The 17,626-nt window shown below is 37.0% G+C and carries 21 protein-coding genes; 19 read left to right on the top strand and 2 right to left on the bottom strand.

The annotated features are described in order from the left end of the window. The first annotated feature begins 4 nt into the window (after window positions 1-4). From RIB54_RS08065 to RIB54_RS08110, 10 genes are all read left to right on the top strand, one after another. Window positions 5-1,027, top strand: coding sequence for an aminopeptidase (locus RIB54_RS08065; protein ID WP_350100393.1), 1,023 nt, complete (start codon window positions 5-7; stop codon window positions 1,025-1,027). Then, window positions 1,024-1,857, top strand: a complete 834-nt coding sequence (locus RIB54_RS08070; protein ID WP_350100395.1) for a DUF3108 domain-containing protein — start codon at window positions 1,024-1,026, stop codon at window positions 1,855-1,857. Before RIB54_RS08065 ends, RIB54_RS08070 begins: the two co-directional genes overlap by 4 nt. A gap of 94 nt (window positions 1,858-1,951) precedes the next feature. Continuing rightward, window positions 1,952-2,641, top strand: coding sequence for a response regulator transcription factor (locus RIB54_RS08075; RefSeq protein WP_350071230.1), 690 nt, complete (start codon window positions 1,952-1,954; stop codon window positions 2,639-2,641). Window positions 2,642-2,644: 3 nt separating this feature from the next. Then, window positions 2,645-3,700: a sensor histidine kinase gene (locus tag RIB54_RS08080; RefSeq protein WP_350071233.1), complete on the top strand. Its 1,056-nt coding sequence runs from the start codon at window positions 2,645-2,647 to the stop codon at window positions 3,698-3,700. A gap of 35 nt (window positions 3,701-3,735) precedes the next feature. After that, on the top strand, window positions 3,736-4,449 hold the full coding sequence (locus RIB54_RS08085; protein WP_350071236.1) for an RluA family pseudouridine synthase: 714 nt from the start codon (window positions 3,736-3,738) through the stop codon (window positions 4,447-4,449). Between the two features lie 103 nt (window positions 4,450-4,552). Beyond that, entirely contained in the window at window positions 4,553-4,996 is a 444-nt protein-coding gene (rplM, locus tag RIB54_RS08090; protein WP_350071239.1) for a 50S ribosomal protein L13, read from the top strand. Between the two features lie 2 nt (window positions 4,997-4,998). Further along, window positions 4,999-5,385: a 30S ribosomal protein S9 gene (rpsI, locus tag RIB54_RS08095; RefSeq protein ID WP_155188541.1), complete on the top strand. Its 387-nt coding sequence runs from the start codon at window positions 4,999-5,001 to the stop codon at window positions 5,383-5,385. 44 nt (window positions 5,386-5,429) lie between these two features. Continuing rightward, window positions 5,430-6,203, top strand: coding sequence for a 30S ribosomal protein S2 (gene rpsB, locus RIB54_RS08100; RefSeq protein ID WP_350071243.1), 774 nt, complete (start codon window positions 5,430-5,432; stop codon window positions 6,201-6,203). 101 nt (window positions 6,204-6,304) lie between these two features. Beyond that, window positions 6,305-7,135, top strand: coding sequence for a translation elongation factor Ts (gene tsf, locus RIB54_RS08105; RefSeq protein WP_350100397.1), 831 nt, complete (start codon window positions 6,305-6,307; stop codon window positions 7,133-7,135). Window positions 7,136-7,247: 112 nt separating this feature from the next. Next, the gene (locus RIB54_RS08110; RefSeq protein ID WP_350100399.1) at window positions 7,248-8,336 is read left to right on the top strand and encodes a hypothetical protein; all 1,089 of its coding nucleotides are present in this window, start codon (window positions 7,248-7,250) and stop codon (window positions 8,334-8,336) included. 17 nt (window positions 8,337-8,353) lie between these two features. Here RIB54_RS08110 and RIB54_RS08115 read toward each other — a convergent pair whose 3' ends face one another. After that, on the bottom strand, window positions 8,354-8,635 hold the full coding sequence (locus RIB54_RS08115; RefSeq protein WP_350071252.1) for a hypothetical protein: 282 nt from the start codon (window positions 8,633-8,635) through the stop codon (window positions 8,354-8,356). A gap of 61 nt (window positions 8,636-8,696) precedes the next feature. Here RIB54_RS08115 and RIB54_RS08120 point away from each other — a divergent pair, with 61 nt between their 5' ends. The 9 genes from RIB54_RS08120 (at window position 8,697) to RIB54_RS08160 (ending at window position 16,353) form a co-directional block, all read left to right on the top strand. Next, window positions 8,697-9,383 (top strand): hypothetical protein, encoded by a 687-nt coding sequence (locus RIB54_RS08120; RefSeq protein WP_350100401.1) that lies wholly within the window; start codon window positions 8,697-8,699, stop codon window positions 9,381-9,383. A gap of 204 nt (window positions 9,384-9,587) precedes the next feature. After that, window positions 9,588-10,271: a (d)CMP kinase gene (cmk, locus tag RIB54_RS08125; RefSeq protein ID WP_350071257.1), complete on the top strand. Its 684-nt coding sequence runs from the start codon at window positions 9,588-9,590 to the stop codon at window positions 10,269-10,271. A 134-nt stretch (window positions 10,272-10,405) separates the two neighbouring features. After that, window positions 10,406-11,770: a Na(+)-translocating NADH-quinone reductase subunit A gene (locus RIB54_RS08130; protein WP_350100403.1), complete on the top strand. Its 1,365-nt coding sequence runs from the start codon at window positions 10,406-10,408 to the stop codon at window positions 11,768-11,770. A gap of 11 nt (window positions 11,771-11,781) precedes the next feature. After that, window positions 11,782-12,981: an NADH:ubiquinone reductase (Na(+)-transporting) subunit B gene (locus RIB54_RS08135; RefSeq protein ID WP_350100405.1), complete on the top strand. Its 1,200-nt coding sequence runs from the start codon at window positions 11,782-11,784 to the stop codon at window positions 12,979-12,981. Further along, window positions 12,968-13,729, top strand: a complete 762-nt coding sequence (gene nqrC, locus RIB54_RS08140) for an NADH:ubiquinone reductase (Na(+)-transporting) subunit C (protein WP_350071265.1) — start codon at window positions 12,968-12,970, stop codon at window positions 13,727-13,729. The genes RIB54_RS08135 and nqrC overlap by 14 nt, the downstream gene beginning before the upstream one ends. Before the next feature lie 27 nt (window positions 13,730-13,756). Then, window positions 13,757-14,431, top strand: a complete 675-nt coding sequence (locus RIB54_RS08145) for an NADH:ubiquinone reductase (Na(+)-transporting) subunit D (RefSeq protein WP_350071268.1) — start codon at window positions 13,757-13,759, stop codon at window positions 14,429-14,431. 5 nt (window positions 14,432-14,436) lie between these two features. Then, on the top strand, window positions 14,437-15,048 hold the full coding sequence (nqrE, locus tag RIB54_RS08150) for an NADH:ubiquinone reductase (Na(+)-transporting) subunit E (RefSeq protein WP_350071271.1): 612 nt from the start codon (window positions 14,437-14,439) through the stop codon (window positions 15,046-15,048). Between the two features lie 31 nt (window positions 15,049-15,079). Continuing rightward, window positions 15,080-15,682 (top strand): DUF502 domain-containing protein, encoded by a 603-nt coding sequence (locus tag RIB54_RS08155; protein WP_350071274.1) that lies wholly within the window; start codon window positions 15,080-15,082, stop codon window positions 15,680-15,682. 2 nt (window positions 15,683-15,684) lie between these two features. After that, window positions 15,685-16,353 carry a hypothetical protein gene (locus RIB54_RS08160; protein ID WP_350100407.1) on the top strand — a complete coding sequence of 223 codons (669 nt, stop codon included), beginning with the start codon at window positions 15,685-15,687 and terminating at the stop codon, window positions 16,351-16,353. Between the two features lie 20 nt (window positions 16,354-16,373). Here RIB54_RS08160 and mnmA read toward each other — a convergent pair whose 3' ends face one another. Next, a complete protein-coding gene (mnmA, locus tag RIB54_RS08165; RefSeq protein WP_350100409.1) occupies window positions 16,374-17,561 on the bottom strand; it encodes a tRNA 2-thiouridine(34) synthase MnmA in 1,188 nt (395 codons plus the stop codon). Window positions 17,562-17,626 lie beyond the last annotated feature (65 nt).

Genomic DNA, 17,626 nt, shown 5'->3' on the forward strand with positions numbered 1-17,626 from the left:
TAATATGAAAAAGCAAATCGGCTTAATTGTATTAATCATTATTGCCATTCTGGTCATCTTTAATTTCGACTTGATCAGATATGGTATTCGTCAGGCTTCAGGTCAACTGCATATTATCTACAATGCCAGGCCAGTAGAGGAGTATTTAAATGATTCTACAGTATCACAGGAGGTGAAAGATAAACTCAAGCTTGTTGATGATGTTAAATCCTTTGCCCATGAACGACTGCACCTGGCAGAGACCGATAATTATACAGAGATGTATGACCAACAAGGTCAACCAGTACTTTGGGTGGTTACTGGTTGTGAACCTTTTAGTTTTCAACCGTATCAATGGACATTTCCTGTTCTGGGCTCAGTTCCTTACAAGGGGTTTTTTAAAAAACACTTGGCTGATCAAGAACTTGAAGAAATAAAAGGCAAAGGCCTTGATGCTGGCATGCGCACTGTTGGGGGCTGGTCAACGCTTGGCTGGTTTAACGATCCCATCCTGAGCGAAATGCTAAGTCGTAGTAATGGTGATCTTGCTAACCTGATAATTCATGAGCTTGTCCACTCAACAATTTTTGTAAAAGATAGTGTTGAGTTTAATGAAAACCTTGCATCCTTCATTGCCGATAAAGGAACACTCATTTATATGAGTGAAAAATTCGGTGCTGACTCCGATGAAATGAAAAATTATGTCAATGAGGAAAATGATAATAAAAAGTTCATCAGGCATATGCTATCGGGTTATGATATTCTTGATAGCTTGTATCAGAGTTTTGAAGGGGTTTCAGAAGAACGGAAATTGAGGCAAAAGGAGGAAGTAATTAAATCTATAATTAACAATTTGGATACTCTTAAGCTTTATAATGATAATCGTCTCAGTAACTTCAAAGGATTTGTCCCCAATAACACCTACTTCATGTCTTTTAAAAGGTATCAGTCGAAACAAGGTAAATTAGATAGCCTCTTCAATAAGGAATTTGATCAGGAACTCGTTAATTTTATCGAATATTTAAAAAACAAGCATCCATATCTATGAAAACCTTCAAATCAATAAAAAATTGGTTTTTAAAATTGGGAGCTCTGGTTATTCTTATATCTATGGCGCGGCAGCAGGATGTCGCGTCAAAAGTTGGGGATTATAGAATAATACCCAATACCAGTTTTTTTAGAGGTGAAGTAATTGATTACAAAGTGCATTATGGCTTTGTAAATGCCGCAGAGGCACAGATGGTTATCCATGATGATTTGCATGACATTAATGGACGTAAGTGCTATAAGATAGATGTGCATGGCCAGTCCATAGGAATGTTCGACCTCTTTTTAAGAATAAGAGACAATTGGGGTACCTATTTGGATACCGCTTCTATTATTCCGCAAAAAGCCTATCGAAAAATTGAAGAAGGAAAGTACCGCAAGCACGAAATAGTAGACTTTGATCATGAAAATGAAGAGGTAAGAGTACATACCTATCATTTTAAGAAAAAGGAATGGAAGCCGATCGAAAAGTTTGACGTGCCTAGGTATGTTCAGGATATGGTCAGCGGATACTATTATCTGAGAACTATAGATTTTAAATCGGTGAAGGAAAATGAGATAATAAAACTTAAAGCCTTTTTTGATGATGAGGTTTACGATTTTAAAATAAGGTTTCTAGGCCGGGAAGAGGTTAAAACTAAATTGGGTGTGATACGCTCAATTGTAATATCTCCGATTATGCCAGAAAATAGTTTGTTTGATGGGGAGAACTCCATCAGGGTTTGGATATCAGATGATAGAAACAAGGTGCCATTAAAAGTGAAGGCTCAAATGTTTGTAGGCTCGGTCGAAATTGATGTTCAAAGCTATAGTCAAGGAAACATTAAGTAATTGTTAAGAAATAGCATCTATTTTTTTAATAATGCTTTTTCTGCATACTTTTAAATCCGATTTGATTGAGTAAATCTCACTAAATAATTGTGCTATGGGAAACAAGCAAGAACAAAAAGTGCTTGTTGTTGACGATGAGGAGGCAATATTGGAATTGCTGAAGTATAACCTTGAAAAACAGGGTTATAGTGTTAAAACAGCTCCAGATGGAGTAAAAGGTGTTGAAATTGCCAAAAAGTTCCTTCCTGATGTTGTCTTGTTAGACATTATGATGCCTAAACAGGATGGTGTGGAAACTTGCCGCCAGCTTCGCGAAATACCTGAAATGGCGAATGCATTCATCATATTCTTAACTGCAAGATCTGAGGAGTATTCTGAAGTAGCAGCCTTTGATGTTGGTGCTGATGACTATATTACCAAGCCTATAAAGCCCCGCGCCTTAATGAGCCGGATCAGCGCTTTTTTTAGAAGAGATGTGCAAAAGAAATCTGTAACTGATCAAATTTCCATTGGCGAGCTTTTGATTGATAGAAGCAGCTATACCATCAACTTAAAAGGGGCCGAAATTACATTACCTAAAAAGGAATTTGAATTGCTTTATTTCCTTGCTCAAAACCCAAACAAAGTATTTGGCCGTGATGAGCTCCTTCAAAACATCTGGGGATCCGATGTTTATGTGCTAGCCAGAACAGTGGATGTACATATTAGAAAAGTACGGGAGAAGATAGGAGAAGAATTTATAACCACAGTTAAAGGTGTAGGTTATAAGTTTAGCTTAAATTAGAACATGGTTTACAGTTCCAGGGTCATTGCCTTGCTTTTGGCTACCTGTATAGCAGCCGTTACATCTGCATTTCTTTCTTTATTTAATGAAGTGAGTGCAACCGCATTGATTGTAACCGGGCTTATAAGTTTTTCTGTTAGCTACCTTCTGGGTTTTATAATTTTAGAGTTTCTGATTTTCAGGGAGATTGATAAAATCTACAACCTATTTGATAGGCTGCGTAAAAAGGAGCTAAAGACTATCGATACATTTAAATCCAACCCATTAAACCCCCTTAAAAAGATAAATGATGAAATCTTTAGTTATGCAGCGCTTAAGCAGAAGGAGATAGATGAACTTAAAAAGATTGAAGCATTTAGAAGAGAGTTTATTGCTGATGTTAGCCACGAGCTGAAAACGCCAATTTTTGCAGCACAGGGATTCGTTCATACATTATTGGATGGTGCAGTAAAAGATAAAAATGTTAGAACCCGCTTCCTTAAAAGGGCAGCCAAAAGTCTTGACGGTTTAGATATGTTGGTACAAGACCTCCTGACATTATCGCATATCGAGACTGGGGAAATTAAAATGCACTTTGAATACTTTGATATCAAAGGCCTTGTTACTGATATTATAGACCAATTTGAAAATAAGGCTGAAAAGAAAGAGATAAAGATTTCCTTTGCTCCTGATACTCCTGATTTAGTAACTGTTTATGGTGATTGGCAGAGAATCAATCAGGTTATGAATAACCTTATTAGCAACGCTATTAAATACACTAATGAAGCTGGTGAGGTAGAAGTTGGTTTTAGAATTACAAAGAATGATGTCACCACCTACGTAAAAGATACTGGTGAAGGTATTCCTTCTGACGATGTGAAAAGAATATTTGAGCGTTTTTACAGAGTAGATAAAAGTAGATCAAGGGAAAAAGGAGGTACCGGACTCGGCCTGGCCATTGTTAAGCATATTCTGGAAGAGCATAAATCCAAAATTGAAGTTAAAAGTACCTTTGGTAAAGGCTCTGAGTTTAGTTTCAAATTAACTAAAGGCAAAGAAGAACCTCTATTTGCAAATTAGCCCTTTCAAAGGCAACAATTATTTACCTTTGCCGAATGGCTCAAAAAATCAAGTTCACGGATTTAGTAATATGGGAAGATGAGGACTATTGGGTAATCAATAAACCTCCATTTATTTCCACATTAGAAGATAGGGCATTGTCTATTAATATACTAAGTCTTGCGAGGGAAGAGAACCCTGCCGCTCAAGTCTGTCATAGATTGGATAAGGAAACTTCCGGAGCTCTGATTATAGCCAAAAACCCTGAGGCATACCGTCACATGTCTATGCAGTTTGAAGCCCGCAAGGTTGAAAAGGTTTATCATGCAGTAGCAGACGGCATTCATGACTTTAATAATGAGCTAAAACAGGATAAGATACTGAAGCTCTCGAACGGTACGGTAAAGATCGACAGGGCAGGTAAGGAGGCAACTACGACCTTAAATACTTTAGAGGCTTATAAGTTTCACACGCTGGTGGAATGCAAACCCTTAACAGGAAGAATGCACCAGATAAGAATACATTTAGCACATACCGGTGCATCTATTACTGGCGATGCCACCTATGGTGGTAAACCATTCTACTTATCTAGCGTGAAAAAGAAGTTTAATCTCAAGAAAGAAGTAGAAGAGCAGCCACTTATTAAAAGGCTTGCGCTGCATGCTTATTTATTGTCTTTTGACACATTAAAAGGCAAAAGAGAAGCGGTTAATGCGGACTACCCAAAAGATTTTAAGGTATTAGTGCATCAACTGGAGAAGAATAAGTAAATATTTATTGGTGTCTGTTGGAAATAAAGATATATCAATCTATCTTTGCAATCCCTTTTTAGAGGGGGAACTATATATTGTCAAAAAATAAAGCTTTAAAAGCGTGGATAATTTAAGTTATAAAACGATTTCTGCCAACAAAGCAACTGTTGAGAAAAATTGGGTGGTTGTTGATGCAGATTCAAAAGTATTAGGAAGACTTGCTAGTGATGTAGCAAAGATCATAAGAGGTAAGAACAAACCTAGCTACACTCCTAATGTAGATTGTGGTGACAACGTAATTGTTGTTAATGCAGACAAAGTAAAAATGACAGGGAAAAAGTGGACTGATAAAGTTTACGTTTCTCATACTGGATATCCAGGTGGTCAGAAGAAGACGACTCCTAATGAGTTGAAAGCTAAATCATCTACTTTGCTTGTTGAGCGTGCTGTAAGAGGTATGCTTCCAAAAAACAGATTAGGTAGTGCATTATTTGGCAATCTATATGTTTATGAAGGTGCAGAGCACCCACATGAGGCTCAACAACCCAAAGAAATTAAATTATAATAATGGAAGTAATAAGTTCAATAGGAAGAAGAAAGACTTCGGTAGCTAGAATTTATGTAACTGCCGGAAAAGGTGATATTACTGTGAACAATAGAAATGTTCAAGATTACTTTCCTGCAGGTATCTTACAGACTATCGTTCGTCAACCATTAAATACCGTAGAACAAGACGGTAACTTCGACATTAAGGTAAATGTTGATGGTGGAGGCCCTGCTGGTCAGGCAGAGGCAATTCGCCTTGCCATTTCTCGTGCTTTGGTAGATATCGATCCTGAACACAGAGGTGCTTTGAAGAAAGAAGGATTTTTAACAAGAGATCCAAGAATGGTTGAGCGTAAGAAATACGGTCGTAGAAAAGCAAGAAGAAGATTCCAGTTCAGTAAGCGTTAATATTTTCGCAACTGATCTGTTAGAAGAGAAAACAATTAATATTAATGGCAAATAAATTAGAGTATAACGACTTACTAGATGCTGGTGTTCACTTTGGACACTTAACGAGAAAGTGGGATCCCAAAATGGCTCCGTATATATTTATGGAGAAGAACGGTATCCACATTATCGATCTACATAAAACCCTTGAGTGCCTCGACAAAGCATCTTATGCACTTAAGAACATCGTTAGATCAGGAAGAAAAGTACTTTTTGTAGCAACTAAGAAACAAGCGCAAGACATTGTTACTGAAGAAGCAAAAAGATTGAACATGCCTTTCGTAACCGACAGATGGTTAGGTGGTATGTTAACAAACTTCGCAACTATCAGAAAATCATTGAAAAAAATGACTTCTATAGATAAGTTGATGAAGGATGAGGCTTACCTGAACTTAGCGAAGAGAGAAAGACTAATGATTTCTCGTGAAAAAGAGAAATTAGAAAGAGTATTAGGTGGTATTGCTGATCTTAACAGGCTGCCAGCTGCACTTTTCGTTATTGACGTAAAAAGAGAGCACATCGCGGTTAAAGAAGCTCAAAAATTGAATATCCCTGTTTTCGCAATGGTAGATACAAACTCAGACCCTAGAGGTGTTGATTATGTAGTTCCTGCTAATGATGATGCATTCAAATCTATTTCATTAATAACGAAATACATTGGTGCTGTTATTGAGGAAGGCCTTGCTGAAAGGAAAAAAGATAAAGACGATGCTAATCTTCAAAAAGAAGAGGAAGCTAAAAAAGCTGTAGATTCTACTGAAGAAGCAACAGCAAAATAAATCACTTGATTTAACTCATTTAAAATTGAACATTGGTCAAGTGCTGGTGTTCAATTTTTCTTTAAGGACTAAACCATTTTTAAAAATATAATTACAAGACTATGGCTATCACAGCGCAAGACGTAAATAAGCTAAGACAAATGACAGGTGCAGGAATGATGGACTGCAAAAAAGCATTGACTGAGGCTGAAGGTGATTTTGATAAAGCAATTGACATTTTAAGAAAAAAAGGACAGAAAGTTTCTGCTTCCAGAGCTGACAGAGAAGTTACTGAAGGTTCTGTTTTTGTTAAAACAAATGATGATAATTCAGAAGGTGTTTTGATCGCTCTTAATTGCGAAACTGACTTCGTAGGTAAAAACGAAGAATTTATTGCTTTAGGAAACGCTATTTTAGATGTGGCATTTACTTCTAATGCTGCCAGCACTGAAGAATTGATGAATCAATCAATTGGTAGCTTTACTGTAGCTGAGAAAATCACTGAGCTTGTTGGTAAAATTGGTGAGAAAATCGAAATCAGTGAGTACGTAAGGGTTTCTGGTGAAGCTGTTGTTCCTTATATCCATGCCGGTAATAAGCTTGGTGTTTTGGTTTCTTTGAAAGGTACTAACGGTACTGATGTTCAGGATGCTGGTAAAGATGTAGGTATGCAAATTGCCGCTATGAACCCAGTAGCAGTAGACAAGGATGGAGTAGATGCTACTACCGTTGAAAAGGAATTGGAAATTGGTAAAGAACAAGCGTTAGCTGAGGGTAAGCCAGCTAATATTGTTGATAAAATTGCTGAAGGTAAACTTCAGAAATTTTATAAGGACAACACTTTGTTGAACCAGCAGTTTGTTAAAGACAGCTCTTTAACTGTTGCAGCTTATCTTAACACTGTAACTTCAGGATTAACAGTAACAGCGTTTAAGCGTGTGTCTATAGGATAAAAACAGAAATCGTATAAATTTTCAAGGGACTTTGTAATAAGTCCCTTTTTTTGTGCTACTATTTTCAAGATTTACCGTTAAAATACACATCTCGAAATTTTTAATATAACAGATGAAAAGAATAAGCATTTATTTGCTTGCAGTTATGACTCTTGTTGCTACGGGATGTGGCGATGATGACGAGTCAGGTACATCACAACTTGGTGTAAATCAGGCTAAGGAATCAATGAATGATTTTTCAGAAGATTTGGCATCCGACATAATTGACATTACTCAGGCTGAAGGTCTCGATGCAATAGGTGATTTATTTTCACTAACAGAACTTAGCGACCCATTTGGTGGCAGGTTGGCAGTAGAAGGTAAGTCCAAATGGTTCAAAGAAAAGGCCATAGCTTTTAAGTCAATTTTTATCCCTAAACACCTGAAAAATGGAAAGTCTGAAGATGCTGGATTTGATTTTCAAGAGAATGTAGGGGTTTATAACTGGAATTTTGATGAAGAAATTTTTGAAAAGACTAGTAGTAGTGGGCAAATCATAGTTATCAATTTCCCGACAGAAGGCTCAATAACTAACAATGCTCAGTTAAGGATTACTGCCTATGAAGATGAACTGTTTGAAGATGAGTTTGAAGAGTACGCAATGCCAACTACACTTGCCGTTGATCTTGCCATAGCAAATGTGAAATTGGTTGAGATCAATTTTTCAGCTGATTATAATAATGAAGGTGTGCCTACTGAAGGTGCAGTGTCTATTTTCTTAAAGCCTTACACTTTTACTGTTGCATTTGATGATTCCAATGCAACAAGCACTTCAGGTAGCTTTTCTCTAAAATCTGAATCAGAAACCCTTATCAATAGTAGTGCTACCATAGTATTCCTTTCAAATGAAAAGGATGAGGTTAAAACTCTAGAAGGTATGGTAACTTACAGAACAATGAAACTAGAAGGGGATATAGACGTGGAGGGCATTGAATCAGCCGGTGAGGTTGATTATAATGACTTTATTACCCTTGCCTTATTTGATAATAATGCCAAAGTGGGCGACATTGTATTTGTGACAGAAATTATTGATGAAGAGGAAGACGATATCCCTTACATCCAATATGCTGATGGCTCCAAACAAAGGTTGGAGGATGTATTTGATGAAGCTATTGATGAACTTGAGGAGTTCGAAACTGAAATCGAAGACTGGGGCAATTAAGAGTTTGAAAAGGAGGATTAGTCCTCCTTTTTTGTTTTAAAAGCTTTATCAAAAGCTTCTTTTAAATCCTTACCAACCCGATCAATACCTTTTTCAAGGTCATCAATTATTCCTTTGTTATTGTCTCTGAAATTCTCAAAATCCTTTTTTAGCGTTTCACCATTTCTTTTCAGTTCTTCAAACCTTTCAGAGTTTTTAGCTTTTTCGCCAGCATCTTTAATTTCCTTTAGAAGTTCATCTATTCTTTTGCCAAGATTTTTAAATAAATTTTCTGCCTTACCTTCAGGTCTTCGTCCCATATATTTTGAAGTTTGTATTTTAAGTTAAACGTAATAATGGAGAAAAGTTTAAATTAATACTATGTCTGATAATCAAAATCCAATAGAACACATCGCAGGCCTGATTGAAACCAAGTCAGCAGTGAAACAAGAGGCTTATAGAAAACTTTGTAGCAACTTCAAACTCCTTGAAAAGGAAGCCAAGACCGTTGTAAAGCAGATTAATGAAAAAATCACAAAGAAGGATAAGGATATTATATTAGAAGTTGAACACATCAGTGATCAGGAGTTTCATATTAAGGTGGCTGGTGACCTTTTAATCTTCATAATGCATACAAACATTATTGTTCTTGATCAAGGGCATGGGTTTAATAAATCCCCCTATACTCAAGCGAATCCTGCTAATAAATACCTTGGCCAAATCAATGTCTATAATTTCATGGCCGACTCATTGAAGTTTAACCGCATCAATGATCCTGGCTATCTGTTGGCGAGGTTATTCATTAACCATGAAGGAAGGTTTTTGGTAGAAGGCGAAAGACAGTTGAATTTTATGTTTGAGAGTGTGTCCGAAAAGCCTATTTCTAATTTTGATTTAAATATTATAACTCAGCTGGTTATTAGTCAATCTATTGATAATGACTTAATTACATCTCCATTCCCCAATATTAGAGTGATTTCGCTAAATCAAAAAATAGAAAAAACCCAAGCCTTAGGGGCGGGCTATAAGATTGGGTTTCAGATGAGCTATCAACAAAAAATGGAGTAGCTGGGAAATTCTAAATGTTCTCATTCTTATTCGGCAGCATATATCACTATATTTGTATTGATATGCTTATCAATAAATCAAAAACGATTGTTTTCGGGCTTTTACTGGTTTTTTTACTAGGCGCTTGCGCATCTGGTAATAAGCGAAATGGTACATTGAAAAAAGGTAAGCCTATCCCTTGTCCACAAAAAGACTGCTAATACGATGAAGAAAATAGTTGTTGCAATAGATGGATACTCAGCTTGTGGGAAAAGTTCTACAGCTAAGCAGGTAGCGTCAATTTTGGGCTACACTTACATTGACTCAGGTGCTATGTATAGGGCTGTAACTTTGTACTTTGAACAGAACCATATCAGCCTCACTAATGAGAATGAGATTGCAAAGGCTCTTGAAAACATTGATATCACCTTTCTTGTTAATCCCAAAAGTGGTCTAAACGAGACCTACCTCAATGGGCTAAATGTGGAGGAGGAAATAAGGAAGATGTATATCTCCAATAAAGTGAGCCAGGTGAGCAGTATAAAGGCTGTTAGAGATGCTATGGTAGAGCAACAGCGCAAGCTCGGGAAGAAGAAGGGTGTGGTCATGGATGGGCGCGATATTGGTACGGTGGTTTTTGAGGATGCTGAGCTTAAAGTTTTTATGGTTGCTGATATCTATATTCGGGGTGCTAGACGCCAGGCAGAATATCTTGAAAAGAAGCAGTTGGTAGATTTGGAAGAGATATTAGAGAACTTAAAAAGTAGGGATCATTTGGACACAACAAGGGAAGAAAGCCCCTTAAAACAGGCTGAAGATGCTGTTGTTGTTGATACTACTTTTAGAACATTAGAAGAACAAGTTGAAGAAGTTATAAATCTTGCTTTGAGTAAAATTATTGATACTTAAGCAGGTTGTTAATGAGAGCGTGAATTGTGCGTTTTTTATTTGACTTAAATTGCGGTAATCGATTTTTATTGTACCAAAATTTATTAATTTTGACTTCGATTTTTCAACGATAGATAAGAATCTTAAAGGAAAACATGTCTAAATTCATCAAGCTAAAAAAAGGGTTTGATATCAACTTAGCGGGCAAAGCTGAAAAGAAAATTGCCGAAGTTGATCAACCTGAAACCTTTGCCTATAAACCTTCTAGTTTTCATGGAATATTAAGGCCGAAATTGACGGTCAATGAAGGCGATAATGTCAAGGCGGGAACACCAATCTTGTTCGACAAAAAAAATGACAGAGTAAAACACGTTGCACCGGTAAGTGGTGAAATTGTGGAGATTAAAAGAGGTGAAAAAAGAAAGCTTCTGGAAATCGTTATTCTTGCAGATAAAAAAATCGAGCACATTGAGCACAAAAAATATTCAGTTTCAGATATCAATAATGCATCAAGAGAAGAAGCTGTTGAGCACCTGCTTGCCTCTGGTACTTGGGTAAATTTGATTCAAAGACCTTTTGGTGTCATTGCTGATCCTGACGAATCTCCAAAGGCAATATTTATTTCAGCATTTGATTCCCACCCACTGGCACCTGATTACGACTTATTGTTCAAAGGTGAAGAGCAGTACTTTCAGGCGGGTATTGATGTGTTGAAAAAGTTGACTCCTGGAGTTATCCATTTAAACCTTAATTCTGACGCTGAGGTATCGCAGATATTTTCTCATGCTAAGAATGTTCAGGTTAATAAATTTTCTGGCCCGCACCCTGCAGGTAATGTAGGTGTGCAGATTCACCATTTGGATCCAATTAACAAAGGTGATGTGGCATGGACTATTTCTCCATTTGGGGTTATTCAGATAGGAAAACTATTCTTAGAAGGTGTTTATGATGCCTCTAAGGTTGTAGCTCTGGCTGGCTCAGAAGTTACAAATCCCCAATATTATAGAACATACACTGGCGCATCTATCAAGAAGATGGTGACTGGCAATATTAAGTCTGATAATGTTAGATATGTTTCTGGAAACGTACTTACAGGTGAGAAAATAGATGCTGATGGTCATATTGGCTATAATGACAACTTAGTAACTGTTCTACCAGAAGGTGATTATTATGAAATGTTTGGATGGATTCTTCCAACTACTAAAAAATTAAGCTTCCAAAGAGCATTTGGACTGTTGTCTTTCCTTAATCCTAAGAAAGAATATGTGGTGGATACAAATGAAAGAGGTGAGCCTCGGGCATTTGTACAGACTGGGGTATTTGAGAAAGTGACACCAATGGATATTCTTCCTACTTATCTTCTTAAGGCGATTTTGGCTGAAGATTTTGATGATATGGAAGCTTTGGGAATATATGAAATAATAGAAGAGGATTTGGCCCTTTGCGAATTTGTAGATGTTTCTAAGCATGACGTTCAGTCAATTGTTAGAGAGGGTTTGGACTTAGTTCAGTATAGTTAATTATTTAAAGCATGGGTTTTTTAAGAGATCAGTTAGATAAAGTTAAGCCGCATTTCCACAAAGGTGGGAAGTGGGAGAAATTCTATTACATATACGAGGCACACGAAACCTTACTTTTTGTTCCAAACCATACGACAAAAACAAGAGGAGCTCAAATCAAGGATGCTATCGATATGAAGCGTATGATGATGACTGTCATCATTTCTATGATACCATGTTTGTTGTTCGGTATTTACAATGTTGGATACCAACATTTTTTGGCATTAGGTCAAGAGGCAGCTTTATTGGATATTATTCTTATCGGTGCTATTCAGGTGCTACCTGTAGTAGTTGTTTCTTATGCAGTGGGATTGGGAACTGAGTTTGCAATTGCTACAATAAGACAACACCCAATAAATGAAGGTTATCTGGTAACAGGTATGTTGATTCCTTTGGTTATGCCTCCTGATATTCCATTATGGCAAGTAGCCTTGGCCACTGTCTTTGCAGTAATTATAGCTAAAGAGGCGTTTGGAGGAACAGGAATGAATATATTGAATGTTGCACTTACTGCCAGAGCATTTTTATACTTCGCTTATCCAAGTCAAATCTCTGGTGATGTTTGGACTTATCTTGGAGATGGAAGTGCAGTATCAGGATTTTCTGGAGCCACACCTTTAGCAATAGGAGCACAGTCATTAACAACAGGTGAAAATGTTGTTGCATCACTCGGTTCATTTGGAACTGGATGGGCAGATGGAATGTTTGAGTTCTCTAATTTGTTCTTCGGTTTTATTCCTGGCTGTATAGGTGAGACTTCAACATTAATGTGTTTAATAGGTGCTGCCATTCTTATCTTAACAGGCGTAGGAAGCTGGAAAGTTATCACTGGTGTTTTTGCTGGAGCCTACCTTATGGGCCTTGGAATGAACGCCATTGGATTGAATGAATTTATGCTTATGCCTGCGCATTACCATCTGGTAATAGGAGGTTTAGCTTTTGGAGCAGTGTTCATGGCATCTGATCCGGTTACTGCCGCTCAAACGGAAACAGGGAAATGGGTGTATGGAATTTTAATTGGAGTGCTCACTGTTGTTATTAGAGTATTCAACCCGGCCTATCCAGAAGGAATTATGCTAGCCATTCTTTTAATGAATGTCTTTGCACCGCTTATAGATTATTATGTAGTGAACGCTAACAAGAAAAGGAGGTTACAACGTGCGACAGTCTAATGCTTATGTTTTATTATTCACAGCCGGTCTTACAATAGTAGTAGGAGGGTTGTTGTCATTGGCTTCTCAAGGGCTTGCTCCTGCACAGAAGAAGTCGGTTGAGTTAGATACTAAAAGTCAGATTTTATCATCTGTTATGGATAGAAAGAAATTGTCGACCATGACGAGGGAAGAAATTCTTGATGTTTACGATAAATCTATTACATCACTTGTAGTTGATATCAATGGCGATGTTGTTGAGAAAGATGCAAAAGGGAAACCAATTATTGCTGAAGAAGTAGATATCCTGAAGAATTATAAGAAGGATCCATCAGAAAGGATGTACCCTGTGTTTAAATATTCAAAAGATGCATCTTCAGGGAATGTTGATGCATATATTTTACCATTATATGGAGCAGGATTATGGGATAAGATTTGGGGTTTTATTGCCTTGGAAGGTGATTTGAATACTATAGCCGGTGCATCTTTTGACCACAAATCTGAAACACCAGGCCTTGGTGCAAGAATAGCTACGCCTGAAATACAAAACAGATTTGTAGGAAAGAAAATTTTGGATGAGTCTGGTTCGATAGCTTCTGTAAGCATGGTTAAGGGAGAAGGTAATGTAGGGTTATCTGAACATCAAGTAGACGGGATGTCAGGAGCTACAATTACCGGTCGTGGATTGAATGATATGCTTGAAAACTATTTGAATTCTTACCAATCTTATTTCAAAAAAGTTAAATCAACTGGTGTAGCCAGTTTGTAAAAATATTTTAAGCTTTAATGCGTAAAAATGAGTACTGAAACATTAGAACAACCAAAAGAAGCAGTAAAGGCCCCAACGGAGGAGCTGTTTTCCAAGAGACGTAAAAGACTTGTAACAGATCCATTAAATGAGGATAATCCCATAACCATTCAGGTTTTGGGTATATGTTCTGCATTAGCTGTTACTGTTAAAATGGAGCCTACATTAATCATGTCAATAGCTGTGGTTTTTGTAATAGTTTTCTCCAATGTCATCATTTCGTTGATGCGAAATATAATACCAAGTAGGGTAAGGATTATCGTTCAGCTGGCTGTAGTGGCTACTTTGGTAACACTAGTTAGTGAAGTGCTAAAAGCCTATAGCTATGATATGTACAAGGTATTAGGTGCATTTGTTGGTTTGATTATCACCAACTGTATTGTTATGGGACGACTAGAAGCATTTGCGATGGGGAATAAGCCTTACGATTCTATATTAGATGGATTGGGCAGTGGTTTTGGCTATGCATGGATTATATTGGCCGTGGCTTTCTTTAGAGAGCTGTTCGGTTCAGGATCTGTATTTGATTTTAAAGTATTTGAGGCTATTGGTTTAGATAGCTTTGTAACAAATGGTTTAATGGTTGATTCCATTGGTGCATTTATGATATTAGGAATTATCATTTGGGTTCAGAGATCTAAAACTGGTTACGTAGAACATTAGAAATTATGGAGTTAGTAAGCTTAGGAATAAAATCAATATTTATTGAGAACATGATTTTCGCCTATTTCTTGGGCATGTGTTCTTTTCTTGCAGTTTCAAAAAAGGTTAGTACAGCCATAGGCCTTGGAGCAGCAGTTATATTTGTATTAAGTATAACGGTTCCAATCAACTGGTTGATTCAGGAGTATGTGCTTAAAGAAGGCGCTCTCACATGGTTAGGAGCTGGATTTACAGATGTGAACCTGGAATTTCTTCAATTTATTATGTTCATTGCTATTATTGCGGGTATGGTGCAATTGGTTGAGATGATAGTTGAAAAGGTATCACCTGCATTGTATGGATCGCTAGGTATATTTTTGCCACTTATAGCGGTAAACTGCTCAATCTTAGGAGGATCATTATTTATGGTTCAAAGAGATTATACTTTAGCTGAAGCTACAGTATTTGGATTTGGATCAGGGATTGGATGGTTATTGGCAATTGTTGCATTGGCAGCTATCCGTGAGAAACTTAAATATTCAAATGTACCTGATGGTTTGAAGGGACTTGGAATAACAATGCTTATTACAGGGTTGATGGGTATTGCTTTTAAATCGTTTATAGGTATTGCCATTTGATAATTATTATAAAGTAATTTAGAGGGCTTCTATGAAGCCCTTTTTTTATGGGCAATACTTTACCGCTATGTCAAAATTCACTTTCAATCGATTTATAACCTATTTCTTAAGAGGGTTGCTCTTTGTCGTTCCTTTGGCACTTACAGTTTATGTTATTTTTCAGAGCCTGGACTGGATAGACGGTTTGATACCTGTTGATATTCCCGGTCTTGGTTTTATACTTATAGTATCTGCTGTCACTTTTCTTGGTTTTTTAGTTTCATTTTTTATCACAAGACCATTCTTTGAGTATTTCGAAAAATACCTCATTAAGATTCCTTTGGTTAATATTATCTATAGTTCCTTGAAAGATTTGATAGGTGCCTTTGTAGGTGATCAAAAGAAATTTAACAAACCTGTTCTTGTGGCTATGGATGAGAACCGAAGGTTGTTAAAACTTGGGTTCGTAACTAATGAATCACTAAAAACAATAGATTTAGAAGGCTATATCTCTGTTTATATGCCCCATTCTTACGCGTGGTCGGGGAATCAATTTTTGGTAGATAAGAAATTTATAACACCTTTAAACATGAGTTCTACTGCAGCAATGAAATTTGTTGTGTCTGGTGGAGTTTCTGGTTTAGAGGAGAAATAGATATGATTATTTACGGAACTAATAGTAAGCTGCTTAAGCAAGCACCTTTAGAAAATCAGGTATGCGATAGTTGTAATCAACAGCAATCAGAATTACTTATTTATTCGATTTATGCGCATATTTTTTGGATACCACTATTCCCATATAAAAAGCGAGCCATTCTACACTGCCTTCATTGCCAAAAGGCAACTGAAGAAAAACAGATGTCATCTGATAAGAAAGATATCATCACAGCACTAAAATCATCAGTACCAACGCCTAAATATTTATTCTCAGGGTTGGTAGTTATAGCCTTATTGGTTGGCTATTTAACTTATGCTGGTGGTGTAAAGCAAAAGGAAACGGCCGACTTTTTTGAAAATCCTAACATAGGTGATGTTTATACATTGAAAGACGAAACAGAGCCTACAGAGTATAAATACTATTTGTGGAAGGTGGTTGACGTTACTGAGGACAGCCTTTTTGTTTCTTATAGTTCGTTTTCTTACAATGGCAAAGTCAAAAATCTTGATCCTGAAGATGGTTTTTTTGATGTATACTATGGCCTTGATCGAGAGTTGGTACGGGAGATGAAGATAAAGAAGGAAATAGTTGATATTGTCAGGGACTATTCAGAAAGCACTGGATTTTACAGAACGATCCATTATCAACTGGACAGCATGTCAATGTAGATAATTGGATCTGGGGTTAATTAACTAATAACCCCAGATCCAATTAACTCGTCATCCTGATACCATACTGCAAATTGCCCAGGAGCGATTGCTTTTTGTGGGTTGTCAAAGATCATATAAAGACCATTGCCCTCTCTAAACAACGTGGCTTTTTCTAATGGTTGCCTATACCTTATTCTTACAAGGTAATCTTTACTTGAGCCAATAGGCATTTCCAAATCAGGTCTTACCCAATGGATGTCATCAGTGTTTATTAATAAACCTTTCTTATAAAGACCTGGATGATTTTCGCCCTGTCCTGTATATATAATATTGTTAGTAGTATCTGTATCTATTATAAATAATGGTTCAGGAGTGCCACCAATATTTAGCCCTTTTCGCTGACCAATAGTAAAGTAATGGGCACCAGTATGCTCACCTACAACCTTGCCATCGTCTTCCGAATAGGTAATGCTTTTAGTCATTTCAGCTAAATCGAAATTGTTTCCACTACCAGCCAACACTTGCTCCTGATACATAGGGGCATTTGCAGGCACTTCGATGACCTTCCCTCTTTTTGGCTCAAGCTTTTGTTGTAAGAACTCAGGTAGGCGAACCTTGCCGATAAAACAAAGGCCCTGACTGTCCTTTTTATCAGCTGTGATTAATCCAATTTCTTTGGCTATTTCACGCACTTCTGGTTTGGTTAATTCACCAATAGGAAATAACGCCTTTGATAGTTGATCTTGCGTTAATTGGCACAGAAAGTAGCTTTGATCTTTATTATTGTCCTTACCTGCCAGTAGCTTATAGGTAGTTTCACCATCAATCACTTCTTCAGCTTTTCTGCAGTAGTGGCCGGTAGCGATATAGTCCGCTTTTAGTTTAATAGCTGCCTTCAGAAAAATATCAAATTTGATTTCCCTGTTGCAAAGCACATCAGGGTTGGGAGTCCTTCCTTTCTGATACTCATCAAACATATAGTCTACAATGCGCTCTTTGTATTCTTTACTCAGATCTATTGCCTGAAATGGTATACCAAGGTTCTGAGCTACAATCATAGCGTCATTGGAATCCTCAAGCCATGGACATTCCTTGCTTATGGTTACCGAATCATCATGCCAGTTCTTCATAAACATACCAATAACTTCATACCCCTGCTCTTTAAGCAAGTATGCAGCTACACTGGAGTCTACCCCTCCTGACATTCCTACTACCACTCTTTTCATTATTGCAAAGCTAGTATTATTTGATTTAAATAATTAAAGTCATTAAAAGTCAAAATCGTTCATTT

The sequence above is a fragment of the Fulvivirga sp. genome (assembly GCF_040218215.1).
In the GTDB taxonomy this organism is placed as follows: domain Bacteria; phylum Bacteroidota; class Bacteroidia; order Cytophagales; family Cyclobacteriaceae; genus Fulvivirga.

Excerpts from the sequence above, each read along its gene's own strand:
- RIB54_RS08155 (WP_350071274.1), top strand. The coding sequence starts at position 15,080 with ATGAAGCCCTTTTTTTATGGGCAATACTTTACCGCTATGTCAAAATTC.
- tsf (WP_350100397.1), top strand. The coding sequence starts at position 6,305 with ATGGCTATCACAGCGCAAGACGTAAATAAGCTAAGACAAATGACAGGT.
- RIB54_RS08085 (WP_350071236.1), top strand. The coding sequence starts at position 3,736 with ATGGCTCAAAAAATCAAGTTCACGGATTTAGTAATATGGGAAGATGAG.
- RIB54_RS08130 (WP_350100403.1), top strand. The coding sequence starts at position 10,406 with ATGTCTAAATTCATCAAGCTAAAAAAAGGGTTTGATATCAACTTAGCG.
- RIB54_RS08110 (WP_350100399.1), top strand. The coding sequence starts at position 7,248 with ATGAAAAGAATAAGCATTTATTTGCTTGCAGTTATGACTCTTGTTGCT.
- cmk (WP_350071257.1), top strand. The coding sequence starts at position 9,588 with ATGAAGAAAATAGTTGTTGCAATAGATGGATACTCAGCTTGTGGGAAA.
- RIB54_RS08070 (WP_350100395.1), top strand. The coding sequence starts at position 1,024 with ATGAAAACCTTCAAATCAATAAAAAATTGGTTTTTAAAATTGGGAGCT.
- RIB54_RS08160 (WP_350100407.1), top strand. The coding sequence starts at position 15,685 with ATGATTATTTACGGAACTAATAGTAAGCTGCTTAAGCAAGCACCTTTA.
- rpsB (WP_350071243.1), top strand. The coding sequence starts at position 5,430 with ATGGCAAATAAATTAGAGTATAACGACTTACTAGATGCTGGTGTTCAC.
- RIB54_RS08135 (WP_350100405.1), top strand. The coding sequence starts at position 11,782 with ATGGGTTTTTTAAGAGATCAGTTAGATAAAGTTAAGCCGCATTTCCAC.
- RIB54_RS08145 (WP_350071268.1), top strand. The coding sequence starts at position 13,757 with ATGAGTACTGAAACATTAGAACAACCAAAAGAAGCAGTAAAGGCCCCA.
- RIB54_RS08065 (WP_350100393.1), top strand. The coding sequence starts at position 5 with ATGAAAAAGCAAATCGGCTTAATTGTATTAATCATTATTGCCATTCTG.
- RIB54_RS08120 (WP_350100401.1), top strand. The coding sequence starts at position 8,697 with ATGTCTGATAATCAAAATCCAATAGAACACATCGCAGGCCTGATTGAA.
- nqrE (WP_350071271.1), top strand. The coding sequence starts at position 14,437 with ATGGAGTTAGTAAGCTTAGGAATAAAATCAATATTTATTGAGAACATG.
- RIB54_RS08080 (WP_350071233.1), top strand. The coding sequence starts at position 2,645 with ATGGTTTACAGTTCCAGGGTCATTGCCTTGCTTTTGGCTACCTGTATA.
- rpsI (WP_155188541.1), top strand. The coding sequence starts at position 4,999 with ATGGAAGTAATAAGTTCAATAGGAAGAAGAAAGACTTCGGTAGCTAGA.
- RIB54_RS08075 (WP_350071230.1), top strand. The coding sequence starts at position 1,952 with ATGGGAAACAAGCAAGAACAAAAAGTGCTTGTTGTTGACGATGAGGAG.
- mnmA (WP_350100409.1), bottom strand. The coding sequence starts at position 17,561 with ATGAAAAGAGTGGTAGTAGGAATGTCAGGAGGGGTAGACTCCAGTGTA.
- RIB54_RS08115 (WP_350071252.1), bottom strand. The coding sequence starts at position 8,635 with ATGGGACGAAGACCTGAAGGTAAGGCAGAAAATTTATTTAAAAATCTT.